General features: G+C 65.6%; 14 protein-coding genes. 1 reads left to right on the top strand and 13 read right to left on the bottom strand.

Annotation, left to right across the window (positions count from 1 at the left end):
• Positions 1 to 38: 38 nt before the first annotated feature.
• The 13 genes from ACNJ7K_RS09485 to ACNJ7K_RS09425 form a co-directional block, all read right to left on the bottom strand.
• The gene (locus ACNJ7K_RS09485) at positions 39 to 1,268 is read right to left on the bottom strand and encodes a cytochrome P450 (RefSeq protein WP_016694555.1); all 1,230 of its coding nucleotides are present in this window, start codon (positions 1,266 to 1,268) and stop codon (positions 39 to 41) included.
• Positions 1,269 to 1,357: 89 nt separating this feature from the next.
• Positions 1,358 to 2,581 carry a cytochrome P450 gene (locus tag ACNJ7K_RS09480; protein WP_026061648.1) on the bottom strand — a complete coding sequence of 408 codons (1,224 nt, stop codon included), beginning with the start codon at positions 2,579 to 2,581 and terminating at the stop codon, positions 1,358 to 1,360.
• A 37-nt stretch (positions 2,582 to 2,618) separates the two neighbouring features.
• Positions 2,619 to 2,852 (bottom strand): ferredoxin, encoded by a 234-nt coding sequence (locus ACNJ7K_RS09475; protein WP_016694553.1) that lies wholly within the window; start codon positions 2,850 to 2,852, stop codon positions 2,619 to 2,621.
• A 5-nt stretch (positions 2,853 to 2,857) separates the two neighbouring features.
• The gene (locus ACNJ7K_RS09470) at positions 2,858 to 3,733 is read right to left on the bottom strand and encodes an SDR family NAD(P)-dependent oxidoreductase (protein ID WP_016694552.1); all 876 of its coding nucleotides are present in this window, start codon (positions 3,731 to 3,733) and stop codon (positions 2,858 to 2,860) included.
• A gap of 232 nt (positions 3,734 to 3,965) precedes the next feature.
• A complete protein-coding gene (locus ACNJ7K_RS09465) occupies positions 3,966 to 4,118 on the bottom strand; it encodes a DUF1059 domain-containing protein (RefSeq protein WP_487041541.1) in 153 nt (50 codons plus the stop codon).
• A 298-nt stretch (positions 4,119 to 4,416) separates the two neighbouring features.
• Complete coding sequence (locus ACNJ7K_RS09460) at positions 4,417 to 6,843, bottom strand: CaiB/BaiF CoA transferase family protein (RefSeq protein ID WP_487041540.1); 2,427 nt, start codon at positions 6,841 to 6,843, stop codon at positions 4,417 to 4,419.
• A gap of 49 nt (positions 6,844 to 6,892) precedes the next feature.
• Positions 6,893 to 8,350, bottom strand: coding sequence for an aldehyde dehydrogenase (locus tag ACNJ7K_RS09455; RefSeq protein WP_487041539.1), 1,458 nt, complete (start codon positions 8,348 to 8,350; stop codon positions 6,893 to 6,895).
• An 18-nt stretch (positions 8,351 to 8,368) separates the two neighbouring features.
• Complete coding sequence (locus tag ACNJ7K_RS09450) at positions 8,369 to 9,562, bottom strand: thiolase C-terminal domain-containing protein (RefSeq protein ID WP_159417374.1); 1,194 nt, start codon at positions 9,560 to 9,562, stop codon at positions 8,369 to 8,371.
• Positions 9,559 to 10,014, bottom strand: a complete 456-nt coding sequence (locus tag ACNJ7K_RS09445; RefSeq protein WP_487041538.1) for a Zn-ribbon domain-containing OB-fold protein — start codon at positions 10,012 to 10,014, stop codon at positions 9,559 to 9,561. Before ACNJ7K_RS09445 ends, ACNJ7K_RS09450 begins: the two co-directional genes overlap by 4 nt.
• Positions 10,011 to 10,328, bottom strand: a complete 318-nt coding sequence (locus ACNJ7K_RS09440) for a hypothetical protein (protein WP_487041537.1) — start codon at positions 10,326 to 10,328, stop codon at positions 10,011 to 10,013. The genes ACNJ7K_RS09445 and ACNJ7K_RS09440 overlap by 4 nt, the downstream gene beginning before the upstream one ends.
• A gap of 84 nt (positions 10,329 to 10,412) precedes the next feature.
• Complete coding sequence (locus tag ACNJ7K_RS09435; protein ID WP_487041536.1) at positions 10,413 to 11,894, bottom strand: acetyl-CoA acetyltransferase; 1,482 nt, start codon at positions 11,892 to 11,894, stop codon at positions 10,413 to 10,415.
• Complete coding sequence (locus tag ACNJ7K_RS09430) at positions 11,891 to 12,928, bottom strand: LLM class F420-dependent oxidoreductase (RefSeq protein ID WP_487041535.1); 1,038 nt, start codon at positions 12,926 to 12,928, stop codon at positions 11,891 to 11,893. The genes ACNJ7K_RS09435 and ACNJ7K_RS09430 overlap by 4 nt, the downstream gene beginning before the upstream one ends.
• Positions 12,929 to 12,968: 40 nt before the next feature.
• Positions 12,969 to 13,784 carry an enoyl-CoA hydratase/isomerase family protein gene (locus ACNJ7K_RS09425; protein WP_016692448.1) on the bottom strand — a complete coding sequence of 272 codons (816 nt, stop codon included), beginning with the start codon at positions 13,782 to 13,784 and terminating at the stop codon, positions 12,969 to 12,971.
• Positions 13,785 to 13,876: 92 nt separating this feature from the next.
• Between ACNJ7K_RS09425 and ACNJ7K_RS09420 the strand changes: the two genes are divergently transcribed.
• Positions 13,877 to 14,719: a glucose 1-dehydrogenase gene (locus ACNJ7K_RS09420; RefSeq protein WP_016692447.1), complete on the top strand. Its 843-nt coding sequence runs from the start codon at positions 13,877 to 13,879 to the stop codon at positions 14,717 to 14,719.
• The last annotated feature ends 3 nt before the right edge of the window (positions 14,720 to 14,722 follow it).

Raw genomic sequence — 14,722 nt, 5'->3', positions numbered from 1 at the left:
CCCGGGGAACCGGGACCCCTCCGCCGTTCTGCCTTACCTCACGACTCGGGTGTGAAGGTCAGCGGCAGTCGCACACAGCCCCGCACGGAGGTTCCGTGCATAAGCGGAGGATCGTTCTCGACCAGGGCATAATCGGGAATCCGCCGGTGAATTTCTTCCATGGCCGCTGTCAGTTCGATTCGTGCCAGATGCGATCCGAGGCACCGGTGCGGACCGGCACCGAAGGACAGGTGTCTGTTGGGCGCCCGATCGATCACGAACGCATCCGAGTTCTCGAACTCGGCCTCGTCGCGATTCGCGGAGCAGAGCAGCAACAACAATTGATCGTCCGCCTCGATGCGCACTCCACCGATCTCCACGTCCCGCGTCGCCCGCCGTCCCATACTCACCGCGGCTTCGATTCGCAGGATCTCCTCGACGGCGTCCGGGATCAGACCGGGGTCGTCGACGAGCGCCTGTCGTTGTGCCGGATTGTTCGCGAGATGCACCATCGCCCAGCCCAGAGATCCCTGTACGGTGTGCAATCCGGCGATCAGCAGCAGAAAGAACATGCGGCGAAGTTCGTCGTCGTCGAGGAGCCGCTCCACGCCGTCGACGTGGAGCGGTGTGTTCACGATCGTCGCTGTCACGCTGTCGGGGTCCTCACCACCGTTGCGCACACGATTCACGAAATCTCCGAAATACGCGAACACGTTGTTCGCCGCTTCGGCCCTCGCACGTGCCGATTCCTCTTCGCTTGCACCGGGAATACCTTGGAGGGCGATATCGGTCCATTCCGAGAACTGCTCTGCGTCCTCGAGCGGCCAGCCCATCAAGCTCAGGAACACACGGGTGGGTAGGGCATGCGCGAATTCGGCCACGAACTCGGCCTCGCCCTTTCCGGCGAATCCGTCGATGAGTTCGTTGACGATCGCACGGATCTTCGGCTCGAGGTCCTTCATCCGAGCCGGACCGAAAAGCGGTTGGAGGGCTTGGCGGTACTGGGTGTGCTCGGGCGGATCGATCTCGACCGGGATGAACTTGCCCTGTCCTGCGTCGACGAGATTGTTCGGGTAACTGGAGAACGTCTCGGCGTCACGAAGGATTCGGAAGATCTCGTCGTAGCGAGTGACGATCCAGTGGCCACCGTAGTGCGGGGACCAGACGATCGGACCGCGCGCCCGGAGCTCGGCCGCCTTCTCCTGGAAGACGTCGACCGGAAAGGCCAGTGTCGGATCGTAGACGTCGAAATCGACGACCAGATCGGCGGGGATGTTGCTGACTGTCATGGCGAATACCCTTCGAAAGCCGACCGGCGCGCCGAGATTCACCTGACGGTGGCTCGACGCGCCGGTCGGGAACCCGGAGGAAGGTCCGATCAGGAGGTCGGGGTGAACCTGATCGGCAGGCGGATACAGCCCCGCACCTGAGTGGCGTGCAGAATCGGCGGGTCGGACTCGACCAGTTCGTAGTCGGGGATCCGTCGGTGCAGTTCTTCCAAGGCGATCGACAACTCGAGCCGGGCGAGATGGGACCCCAGGCACCGGTGCGGTCCGGCACCGAAGGACAGGTGGCGATTGGGGGTGCGCGCAAGATCCAGGGAGTTCGGATCGTCGAACTCTTCGGAATCCCGGTTCGCGGAGCACAGCATCGCGATGATCTGGTCGCCCTCCTTGATCCGGACTCCCCCGAGTTCGACGTCGCGCGTGGCGCGCCGGCCCATGATCACCGCTGCTTCGATGCGAAGGATCTCCTCCACTGCACTCGGCAGTAGTCCCTCGTCCTCGATGAGCGCTGCTCGCTGGTCGGGGCGATTGACCAGATGGATGATCGCCCACGCGAGTGACCCCTGCACCGTGTGCAAACCTGCGATGAGCAGGAGGAAGAACATGCGGGCGAGTTCTTCGTCGGTCAGCAGGCGCTTGCCGTCCGGAAGTTCGATCTCGGTGTGGATGAGCGTCGAGGTGACGTCGTCGCCGGGGTTCGCCCGTCGCTCTCCGATGATCTTGTGGAAATACCCGAACATCTGCTGTGCGGCCTCGGCCCGCGCGTTCGCCGACTCTTCCTCGCTCGCACCGGGTTTGCCCATCAGCGCGATGTCGGTGGCCTCGGTGAACATCGGTGCGTCCTCGAGCGGCCAGTCCATCAGTGCCAGGAACACTCGCGTCGGCAACTCGTGCGCGAATTCCGAGACGAACTCGGCCTCGCCCTTCCCGGCGAATCCGTCGATGAGTTCGTTGACCACCGAGCGGATGCGTTCCGTGAGCGCCTTCATCCGATTCGGCGAGAAGAGCGGCTGAAGTGCCACGCGGTAGGCGGTGTGTTCCGGCGGATCGAGTTCGAGAGGCAGGAACTTGCCGTCTCCGGCATTGACGAGATTGTTCGGATAGCTCGAGAAGGTCTCCGGGTCACGGAGAACTTCATGGACTTCCTTGTAGCGGGTGACGATCCAGTGGCCGCCGTACGCGGTGGAGTAGACCACCGGTCCCTTCGCCGCCAACTCGGCGACCTTTTCCTGGACGGTGTCCACCGGATGGGTCAGTGAAGGGTCGTAGATGTCGAAGTCGACGACGGGAGCCGAATGCTCCTCGGTGATAGTCATGCCGTACACCCCGTTCGCAGAGGATTGTTTCGAAGGATCAAGCCGATTCGAGGGTCAGCGCGCGCTCGGGGCACACCGCGACGGCCTCCTCGGCCGCCGCGATGTGCTCATCGAGTTCGAGTAGTTCGTGCAGAAGGACCGGGTAACCGGAGTCGTCGCAATCCACCACCTGGGGTGAACGTCCGTAACACAGTCCATGCCCGGCGCACGCCGACCGGTCCACGACGAGGCGGCGGGTGCCGACCCGAGTCGTATTGTCGCGGTCGGTCACGACGGCTATCCCTCGCCGTGAGCCGAGGGGTCGTTGCCGTCCTCGGGGAACATCATCGCGACGCGGGAGAGCGTGCCACCGTCCGTGGTCGGCAAGGTGACGCCGTTGATGTAGGCGGAGTCGTCCGAAACCAGGAAGAGCGCAGCGCGTGCGTTGTCCTTCAGCGACGGCGGGCGATTCAGCTTGAGCGGAATCGGCGACACGCTCGGATCCCACGGTCCGGCGACCTCTTCGTAGGACTGCCCCACGACGGGAGTTCCGGCCGGTGCCAGGAAGTTCGGCGACATACCGTGCGTCGGAGCGATGGCATTGACCCGGATGCCGTACTTGCCCAGATCCAGGCTCAGGCCACGCACCATGCCGTTCACGCCGGCCTTCGTCGCCGAATATGCCGCAATGCTGTGGTACGCGACGAAGGATGCTGCCGACGAGGTTGCCAGGATGACCCCGCCACCATTGGCACGCAGGTGCGGAACGGCCGCCTTCGCTGTGTAGAAGACACCGGAGAGGTTCACCCCGACGACGTCCTGCCAGTCGGCATCGGTCAGGTCCTGGAACTCGACCTGCTCACCGCCGGCGACGGAAGGAACACCGCCTCGGGAGACGATACCCGCGTTGGCCCAGGCGATGTCGAGCTTCCCGAACGCGGAGACCGTTGCCTCGACGGCATCGATCACCTGCTTCTCCACCCGCACGTCCGCAGTGACCGCGATCGCGGTGCCGCCCTGCTTCTCGACCAGTTCGACCGTCCCCTTGGCGCGCTCCGCGTCGATATCGACGACGGCGACCTTGGCGCCCTCGGCCGCGAACAGTTGCGATGCTTCGCGGCCCAGACCGGAGCCGGCACCGGTGATCAGGGCGACTTTGCCTTCGAGTTTCATGGAAGTCTCCTCGGTTCAGAGATCTGAAGTGTGGTGGATGTCGTTTTCCGACAACATTTCTCGCCCCTGCCGGGCGAACAGCCGAATCGCTGGACGTTCCCGCTGCCGTTCAGCGGATGTGACACACACTACATACACGACACTTGATACGTCAATCGTTTTTTGTAAATCTCATAGCGGCGGCGATCCCGGGGATGCAGGTCGACGCCATCCGCCCCGCCCACCGCGAAGATCAGTACGAGATGAAGAGAATCTCGTCGCGCGAGTACTCCATACCGGGGTGCGATTCGCGCAGGTGCTCCCGAGCCCGGATCACGAGATCATCCTCGTCGACACCGGCGACGTGAGCACCACAGGGACAGTTCAATCGGGTCTTCGCTCTCATTGCGTCCAGCCCTTTCCAGGCGATCGAGGGACACCTACGGCGTCGCACGGGAGCGCGACGAGACATCCCCGAGGTGATATCGCCCGAACCGGGTGCGCACCGTGGTACACATCACACCGTAACTAATACACGTAGATTTACGCAAGACTCCATTACACCGGAAACGCCCCTGGACCGCATCCGGTCCGATACGAGTTAGGCTTCCCGCCAGAGCAATTGCTGTAGCAAGGAAGTCGAATCGGTCCGTAGAGAGACGGAAGGCCCCCGAGGACGAACTCGGGGACCTTCCGGTGAAAGGTCAGACGCGGGCCGTGACCGACGACAGAGCGGGATCGTCCGCGGGCGGTTGCAACACGCCGTCGCTCACCAGAGCGTCGATCTCGGCGCCGTCCAACCCGAGCACGGTCTCGCAGATCTCACGTGTCTGCTGACCCGGTAGCGGTGCCGGTCGCAGCGGCCAATCCGGGATCGTGTCGAACCGTGCGACGCGCGTGGCCGTGGGCAGCGGATTCGGCAGCAACTCGTGTTCGAGTTCGGTATATGCCTCGCGAGCGACGAGCTGCGGGTTCGTGAGCAACTCGGGCAGACGAACCATCGCTCCCGCCGGAACACCCGCGGACTGCAAGGTTTCCATGGCCTCGGTCGGCGAGCGACGTGCAAGCCACTCCGCGAGAATCGCGTCCACCTCGGCGCGGTTCGCCAGACGTGCCGCAACCGAAGCGAATCGAGGGTCGCCGGCAAGATCGGAACGATCGAGCACCTCGCACAGACGCTGCCACTGCGTGTCGTCCTGAACGATGACGGCGCACCACTCGTCGTCTCCGGCGCAGGCGAACACACCGGAGGGCGCTGCGTACGGATCCGAGTTTCCCGGCGCCGAGATCGATCCCGGCTCGAGGTGTTCGGCGACCAGCTGGTTACCGAGTTGGACGATCGCGGTGTCGGCCTGGGCCACCTCGATTGCGGCGCCCTGCCCCGTCCGCAGACGATCGATCAGGACCGCCAGGACGGTGGTGGCCGTGACCTGCCCGGCGATGTGGTCCGGGTACACCGTCGAACCGTCACACAACCCGTCCGAAGTATCGGAGTACCGCCACAGAGCCGACACACCGCACGCGGCGCGGACCAGCGGCCCGTACCCGAGACGCGTGTTCCAGGGACCGACGCTGCCGAACGCGCTGCTCTCCGACACCACGATGCGCGGGTTGATCGCCCTCAGCTCTTCGTACGACAAGCCCATGGACGCGAGGGTGCCGGGTTTGAAATTCGCCAGGACGACGTCGGCCTGTGCGGCGAGCTTCTTGAACACCGCAATGCCGTCGGTACTGCGGAGATTCAGCCCGAGACTGCGGCGGTTGCGGTGACCCCATGCCACCGATGCCGCGAGAGCGCCTTTTCGTCGCGACTGCCGTAGCCCGTCGGGAAAATCCGAATTCTCGATCTTGATGACGTCGGCACCGTTGTCGGCGAACTGGCGACCGAGTTCGGCACCGAACACCACGACGCCCAGATCGAGAACTCGCAAGCCCTCGAACGGACGCGACCCGATGGCACGCGACGGCGCCGGCGGCTGCGGACGCGATCGGTCGGTGGCCGATCCGAACACCGCGTCGTCGTGCTCACCGAGCCGGGGGGCACGGAAGCGGAAACCGGCACGCTCACCGTTGATCTTGGCGTAGCCGGACGGGATCCGGGCCTCGAGCCCCGGCGCGATCTCCGTGTCGACGAAGGTCCCGGACGCTTCGAAATGATCGGTTCGCAGCACCTCCGAGACGGTGTTGAGCCCACCGATCGGGATGCCACGCGCAGCGCCCTCCGCCACGAGCTGGTCGCGGGTGTAGTCGGCGAACAGCGCGTCGATCAGCGGGTTGAGACGATCCGACGCCGCGAAGCGAGCGGGGATGGTGTCGTACTTCGGGTCCGCGAATTCTTCCGGCTCACCCAACCATTCGAACATCGCCCGCCACTGGCGCCGGGCGAGCAGGCAGATGCGTACCTGACCGTCGGCGCACCGGTAGACCGGATAGAAGTTCGCCGCATCGGGTCGCCCGCGCGGGAAGTCCTCCGAACGTCCGGCAGCCGCCGAACCCTGCACGCCGAATCCGGGGTCGAAACCGTGCACGATGACCTCGAACGCGGAGATGTCCACGGTCTGCCCCTGCCCGGTGTGCAGGCGGTCGTAGTAGGCGAGCAACGCCGACCACGCAGTGTGAACACCCACCGACTCGTCGACCAGGCCGTTCGGCGGCAACAGCGGTGCCTCACCCGGCTCACCGGAGCGGGACAACACCCCGCTGAGCGCGTACAGCACCTGTTCGGGTGCGGCCCAGTCCCGATACGGCCCGTCCTGACCGAACGGCGTGACCGAGACCGCGACGAGCTCGGGGTTGATCAGGCGCAGGTCGGTCGCGCCGACACCCCGCGACGCCAGATAGCCGGGCGGCATGGATTCGATCAGGATGTCGGCCTGCCGCGCGAGCTCACGCAGACGATCACGGCCCTCGTCGACCTCCAGGTCGGCGGTGACCCCCAGCTTGTTCGCGTTGCGCAGCGCGAACGGGATGCTCACCCCGCCGCGGATCGGCTCCGCCGATCGGGTCGGCGACCCGCCGGGAAGTTCGATGCGAACGACCTCGGCACCGAGATCGGCGAGAAATCGGGTCGCGGTGTCACCGAATCCGTTCGTCAGGTCCAGTACGCGGACATTCTGCAGAGGTAGTGCCATCGTGTACTCCAAACCTTGTGTGCTCGCGATGAGGCCGAGCCGAAACCGCTCAGCGGGTTCCGAAGTAGACGGACTTCGTGGCGAAGTACGGAGTCAGCCCCTCCGGGCCGAGTTCCCGGCCCAGACCCGAGGACTTGACGCCTCCGAACGGCGCGTCGAGGTCCAGCGCGTAGTAGTTCACTCCGACGGTTCCGCTGTGGATGCGTGCGGCGAGCTCGAGACCGTGCTGTTCGTCCGTGGTCCATACCGTGCCGCCGAGTCCGTACTCGGAGTCGTTGGCGATCGCGACCGCTTCGTCCTCACCGTCGTACGGCGTGACGGTGAGCACCGGGCCGAAGATCTCCTCCTGCGCGATACGTGCCGAGTTGTCGACATCGGCGAACACGGTCGGTTCGACGAACCATCCGAGCGCCTGGGAAGCCGGTGTGCCTCCCCCGGTGGTGATCCGGTAGCCGTCGGCACGACCGGATTCGATGTAGCCCAGTACCCGGTCGCGCTGCGCAGCCGACACCAGCGGACCGACGTGGGTGTTCTTGTCGAGTGGATCGCCGACGGTCAACGCCCGGACCGTCTCGGTGACCGCCTCGACCACCTCGTCGTAGCGCGAGCGCGGTGCGAGGATGCGGGTGCTCGCGTGGCATGTCTGGCCGTTGTTCACGAGCGACACCTCGAGGAGGTTTTTCGCGAACACGTCGAGGTCGGCCTGTTCGGTGACGAGGGCCGCGGACTTACCGCCGAGTTCCAGGGTCACCGGACGAAGCAAGCGTCCGCACACCTCACCGATCGCGCGACCCGCAGCGGTGGATCCCGTGAATGCGACCTTGTCGACTCCCGGGTGCTCCACGAGATATGCGCTGGTCTCCCGGCCTGCGGGCACAACATTGACGACCCCGGCCGGCAGTCCTGCCTCCAGAGCGGCCTCGGCGAACGCGAACGCGTCGAGGGCGGTCTCGGGTGCGGGCTTGAGCACCACGGTGCATCCCGCGGCCAGTGCGGGTGCCAACTTCATCGCAGCGAGCGGCTGCGGGTAGTTCCACGGCGTGATGGCCGCGACGACACCGACCGGTTCGCGGCGCACGACGGTGCGACCACCGAAAGCGCTCGGGCGCACGTCCTCCGGGGCGGCGTCTCGGATCAGGCCGGCATAGTAGGAGAGCATTGCCGCAGGACCGAAGCCGTTCACTCCGTTCGACAGTGCGATCGGCATGCCGTTCTCACGGCTGACGAGCTGCGCGGTCTCGTGACCACGAGACTTCAGTGCCTTCGCGAAGGCGTCGAGGAGGTCGGCGCGTTCGGTGTTCGTCAGCGCTCCCCAGGGGCCGGAAAGTGCACTGCGCGCAGCAGCCACCGCGGCGTCGATGTCGGGCTCCGACGCCAGCGCCGCGGTACCGATCATCTTTTCGGTTGCTGCCTCGACGACGTCCGTCGTGGCACCGGATTGCGGAGCCACCCATCGGCCACCGATGAAGAGCTCGTTACGGTTCAGGTCGTTCGTGTTGTTGTCCATGCCGTGCCTTCCGCGGGTCTACAGGGTGTCTTCGTGCCCGAACAGCACCGAGCTGACCAGTGGTGCCATGGGCCCGCCGATGAACAGCGAGGTTTTTGCGCCGACCACCGGGTTGGTCGAGGTTCCGCGAATCTGCCGAACCGCTTCGACAGCGAGGTTCAGACCGTTGATGAACGAGTCGGCGAGGTTGCCTCCACTGGTGTTGATCGGCAGTTTCCCGCTCGGCGCCGTGAGGTTGTCGACGGTCATGAACGTGCCCGCGGCCTCACCGGGAGGGCAGAGCCCGTGGTCGATCAACGCAGCGACGGCCGGTCCGCTGAAGTTCTCGTAGACCTGGACGACGTCGACGTCGTCCGGCCCGAGACCAGCTGCCGACCAAAGCCTTTCAGCCACGCCGGGTTTCCCGTTGTTGGCAGGACCGAACCCGGCGCTCATGTACTGCTCGTCGAGATCGTTGTCGATCAGCTCGGAGTATCCGCCCGGGGCTCCTTGCGCCCCGGCCAGCAGATAGGCCGGATCGGGACGCAGCGACTTGGCCCGTTCCGCCGAGACGAGCACGAGCGCCACGGCGCCGTCGCTCTCACGCGAGCAGTCGAACAGGTGGAAGGGCTCCGCGATCAGGCGCGAGTTCTCGTACGTCTCCTCGTCGAGGGGTCGTCCGTATCCTTGCGCGGTCGGGTTGTTCTGCGCATGCCGGTACGACGCGAGGACGAGTGACCGCATCGCCGAGCGCGGCACACCGCCGTGTTCGAGCATCCGCTGCGTCCGCATCGCGCAGATCTGTGCGGGTGAACCGATGCCGTGCGCGAGGAAGTGACTGCCGTAGTGGTACTTCGCGTAACCCAGCCGGCCTGTGTCCTCCTGCGACATCGCCCGGTACACCACGACGCATTCGGCCTGTCCCGTGGCGATCGCCACGGCCGCGTTGGTGATGGCGGCTGCGACACTGCCGCCTCCCCCACCCCACATCATGTTCGACCAGCGCAGTTCGTCGATCAACAGGGCACCGCCGATGATGGCGCCGTCATTGGGGCCGCCCGCATAGGAGACGAAGCCGTCGATCTCACGAGGATCGATGCCCGCATCCGCACAGGCCTCGAGGATCACTTCCAAGGTCATGCGCTTCTCGCTGTGCGGGGCCTCGCCACGGCGGTAGTGCTGTTCGGCGACTCCGACGACGGCGGCTGCCCCGCGCATGATGTCGGCCCTCATCGGTCTTCTCCTTCGGAATTCGCGCCGGCGCGACGCCAGCGCAGGAGCGGCCAGGGAGAACCCTCGACGCGCTCGAAGCTGCCGACCACGCGGTCGCCGATCGCGGGATCGGCTTCGATGTCGTCGGTGAGGATTCCCAGGACCCGGCGGCCACCGGCGTGCGGCAGTTCGACGAGCACGGTCACGTAGGGGAGGTTGTTCGCGTACTCCTCCATGTACGGGTACCAACTGCGATTCCAGCTGTAGACGGTGCCGGCCGGTTCGACGGTCTCCCATCCGATGTCGAAGCTGTGGCAGTGCCCGCAGATCGCCTGCGGGCCCCAGATCCACGTGCGGCAGGATGTGCACCGTTGCAGTCGCAACTCGCCGGCGACGAGGCCGTCCCAGTACTGCTGGTCGAGCCCGTCGGGGGCGGGGCCCCACGGGGCCGACACGGGTTCGGTCGCCGTCATCGCTGTGCCCCCTCATCGAGCGAGAAGTTCTCCAACCTCGCTGCCAGCCAACGGCCGTCGTGCAGCTCCCAGATGGAACGCAGCCCGATCGAACGGTCGCCCATGTCGTAGACGGTTTCGCCGATCATGAGGTCGCCGTCCGCGCGAACATTCTTGATCGCGTAGCTCTTCGGTGCTTCACGCGGAGTGTCCACGCCTTCGAAGACCTGCGGAATGTTCTCGCGGACCATGTCGGCGAGTGCCGCCTTCATGTCTCCGCTCGCCACATGACCGACGTGTTGCTCGTACAGGGCACGAAAGTCCTCGACCGTCATTGCATACTCCTCGTTCGCCGGACGCCGCTCGCGCGCCCCATCACTTGCCCTTAACCTTATTGCGTTAGATTACTGCCGTCAACGTCACACGAGACGGAACTGGCCGTCGGACGTAATTTCGACGCGCTGACCTGCGATGTCGTCGTCCACGAGCCGAGTCAGATCGTCGTCGGCGACAGTCGTGGCGAGCGTGCGTTCTCCGGTCCCAGTGCGGGCGGCAAGGAAGCCGCGTTCCGGTTCACCGTCGCGGTTGTAGACGACCGTCCACGACTCCGCCGTGGCCGGCCCGTCGTACGAAACCAGTGCCGTCGTACGCGGCTCTGCGTCGACCTCGGCCTGCACGTCCATCCGCCGGAAGCCATCGGCCGGAGGCTCGGTGGAGTACACCCCCATCGCATGCTTCGTGAGATAACCGCTGTTCGCGGTGACCAGCCCGAACGAGCCGGGGGTGTCGCGCAGTCGCGTCATCATCGTCGCGATCGAATGCCCGACATAGTTGTTCCACGGGCCACCACCGAAGGTCAGACCACCGGTGACGGTGAGCGGTCGCGCCGGATCGTCGAGCGCGAGCCCGAGTTCGTTCGCCGCGACCTGCACTGCCGACGGGAAACAGGAGTAGACGTCGACATGCTCGACCCGATCGAGTCCGATACCGGCGAGTTCGAGCGCCCTCGCGCCCGCGATGCGGATCGCCGGCGAGCGGTCGAGCGCGGCCCGTTCGGCGATCGCAAAGGTATCGTGCGACTCGGTACCGGAATGCGGAAATACCCAGCGTTCCTGCGGAATTCCCAAGTGGGTCGCCGTCCCCACCGAGCACATCAGAAGAGCCGAACCCTGATCGACCATGTTGTTCGAGTTCAGCAACTTCGTATAGGGCGTCGAGATCATCCGGTTGTCGGGCGACGGCGTCGCGATCTCCTCGGCCGTGTACTCGCGTTGCACCCACGCGTTCGGATTCTTCACCGCGACCGCACTGAAGCGCGCCCACAGTCCACCGATGAAGTCCTGGTGCTCCGCGAGCGAACGTCCCGCCGACACACGCAGCGCCTGCTCGAAGAGGGGGTAGACGTACGAAGGGCGGTCGAGGCCGATGCGACGTTCACTCTCCGCCGCCATGGGCACATCGGTGACCATGATCTCTGCGGCGGGAACCGACTCGTCCTGAACCGTCCAGTCCGGACGCAACTTCCGAGCCCGCATCTTCGTCCGGGTCCGCCAGGCTTCTGCGCCACCGATGAGCACCACGTCGGCCCGACCTGCCGCGATGTCCTCGGCAGCACCGTTGACGAAGACCTGCGGGGTGCTGCCACCGTTGCCGGAATATCCGGTGTGCCGGACGGTTGCGCCGATGCGCTCGCCGACGAGGGCGCCCGGGTCGCGGTAGCGCCACGACAACAGGCCGACCACACGCACCGAATCGACGAGTTCGAGCAGTTTCGCCGCCCCGGCGTCGGCTGCCGCGGTGCGGGCTGCCCGCACCATCAGATCGACCGGTTCCACGCCCCCGTCGCGCTCGTCGACCTGGCCACACCCGACCAGAATGGGCGTTCTCGGGTCCAGGTTCACGATTGCACCGCCTCCAGAATCCGTTCCCTGTTCTCGGGCTTCGGCCATCCACCCAGGATGAGGGTGGTGAGACAGGTGGGCTTCCATTTGGTTTCGATTTCCTCGATGATCTTGTCTGCGGGGCCGACGAGGGCTACGTCCTCGACCATCTCGGTCGGCACGGCTTGCGCTGCGAGTTCGGGCCGTCCACTCAGATAGAGCTCCTGGATCTCGGCGCAGGCGTCACCCCACCCCATCCGCACGAACACATCGTTGTGGAAGTTGGCGCCCTTCGCGCCCATACCGCCCGCGTACAGCGCGACCGTCGGTTTCAGCCGCGCGGCGGCCTTCTCCACGTCGTCGTTCTCGACCAGCCAGCACACGTTCGCAATCTCGAAATCGTCCTGGTTGCGCCGCGCGCCCTCTCGCGCGAATCCCTCCGCGAGAGCGGCACGGTAGAACTTGTCGCTCTTGGGCGAGAACCACAGCGGGGTCCAGCCGTCGGCGATCTCCGCTGCCAGCGCGACGTTCTTCGGACCCTCGGCTCCCATGTAGATCGGAATGTCGCTGCGGAGCGGGTGGACGATCGACTTGAGCGGCTTACCCAGACCGGTGCCGCCTTGGGCGGGCAGCTGGTAATGCCGTCCCGAATAGGTGACCGGCTCTTCACGAGCCCACACCTTGCGCATGATCTCGATGTACTCGCGCGTTCGTTCGAGAGGTCGCGGATAGGGCTGCCCGTACCAACCCTCGACGACCTGCGGGCCGGACGCCCCGATTCCGAGAATCACGCGTCCCCCGCTCAGATGATCGAGGGTGAGGGCCGCCATCGCCAATGTGGTGGGCGGGCGCGCGGAGATCTGGCACACCGACGTCCCGAGCTTGATGTTCGATGTGCGGGCGCCCCACCAGGCCAGCGGAGTGAGCGCATCGGACCCGTATGTTTCTGCGGTCCAGAAGCTGTCGACTCCGAGTTCTTCTGCCTCGGTGAGGATTCGCTCGACGTGCCGGGGCGGGCCGGAGCCCCAGTAACCGGCAGCAACTCCTACTTTCATACGAACCTCATCGTTTCCTGCGGTGTCCTCGGGTGGGCGGTCAGTGGTTCCGGAATTCGGGGGGCCGCTTCTCGAGGAACGAGACGACGGCCTCCTTGTGGTCCCGCGTGAGCGAGCTCAGGATCTGGGTGCGGTTCTCGAGATCGATCGCTGCTCGCATACTGGGTGTTTCGAGGTTCGACCACATGACCTCCTTGGTCATCCAGACCCCGAACGGGCTGTTCTGCGCGATCGCCGCGGCGGTGTCCAATGCGGTATCGAGCAGTGTGTCGGTGGGCTCCACGGACGAGACGAGCCCGATGCGTTCGGCCTCGGCTGCGTCGATGGACCGGCCGGTGAGCATGATCTGAGCTGCGCGGGAGAAGCCGATCATCCGGGGCAGCAGCCAACTCATTCCGATGTCGCAGTTGGACAGGCCCCGCCGAATGAATGCGGCGTGGAAGACCGCTGCTTCCGAGGCGATGCGGATATCCGCCATGAGCGCCAGCGACATACCGCCGCCGGCTGCCGCACCGTCGACCGCCGCGATGATCGGGGCGCGGGTACTACGAAATGCGTCGACCAGCCCGGCGATGTGCTTCTGCACTCTCAAGCCGAGTTGGGCGCGGCCTTCCCCTTCTGTCGTCCCTTCGGGTGTTCCGTATCCGCGCAGGTCCAGCCCTGCGCAGAAGGCCCGGCCCTCACCGGTGAGGACGATCGCGCGGGTTGTGGAGTCGTCTCGGACCTCGTCGAGGACCCCGTGCAGTGCCTCGATGAGGTCGACGTTCATCGCGTTGAGTTCGTTCGGGCGGTTGAGCCGGATCAAGAGAATTCCCGGCCGCGGACGTTCGGTCAGGATCGGTGTTTCATCGGCCATGTGACTCTCCCGGGTGTGACGGACTCGACACACGCAGGCTAATGACTTTAGATTAAAAGCTCAAGGATCCACCACGACCGAAGGAGTCGACGATGACCGATCTCGAAGGCAAGGTTGCGGTGGTGACAGGAGCCGCCAGCGGCATCGGCGCGGCTACGGCGCGTGTCTTCGCTCAGCGCGGAGCCCACGTCGTCGTCGCGGACATCGACGAGAAACGGGGCCGGAACGTAGCCGCCGAACTCGGCCGGCGAGGCGTCTACCTGCACACCGACGTCCGCGAGGAGTCCGACGTGGCAGCAGCCGTCGCACTTGCCGTAGAGCAGTTCGGGCGACTGGACTGCATGATCAACAACGCGGGTCGCGTGGGCGCCTGGACTTTCCTCGAGGACACATCCCTCGAGGAATGGGAGGACGGCTTCGCGGTACTTTCGCGCAGCGCATTTCTCGGAACGAAGCACGCTGCTCGCGTCATGCGCGACCAGGGCTCGGGCAGCATCGTCAACGTGTCGAGCGTTGCCGGTATCCGGACCGGTTTCGGGCCCCACCCGTACAGCGCAGCAAAGGCTGCCGTTCTGCAGCTCACGCGTACCGCCGCGGTGGAGCTCGCCGAGTTCCGCATACGCGTCAACGCGCTGATCCCCGGTGGTGTCGCCACACGGATCGTCGGCCACGGCGCCGGACTCGAGGACGAAGCGCTCGACCGCAGTGTCGACGCCGTTCGACGGAGCCTCACGAAGTTCCAGCCCATTCCGAGGGCCGGGGAACCCGACGACCTCGCCCATGCCGCAGCTTTCCTCGCCTCCGACGATTCCGAATTCGTCACCGGCCAGACGCTCGGAGTGGACGGGGGCCTCGCCCTGGGCAAGAAGTGGCCCTCGAACTACCGGGCGGAAGCACAGGCCGCTTCGACCCGTGTCATGGTCGAGGACAGTTGACCC

Source organism: Rhodococcus shunpengi, from assembly GCF_048381395.1.
Taxonomy (GTDB): Bacteria; Actinomycetota; Actinomycetes; order Mycobacteriales; family Mycobacteriaceae; genus Rhodococcus.
The sequence above is the reverse complement of the archived record's forward strand: the minus strand, read 5'-3'. Positions and strand labels throughout refer to the sequence as shown.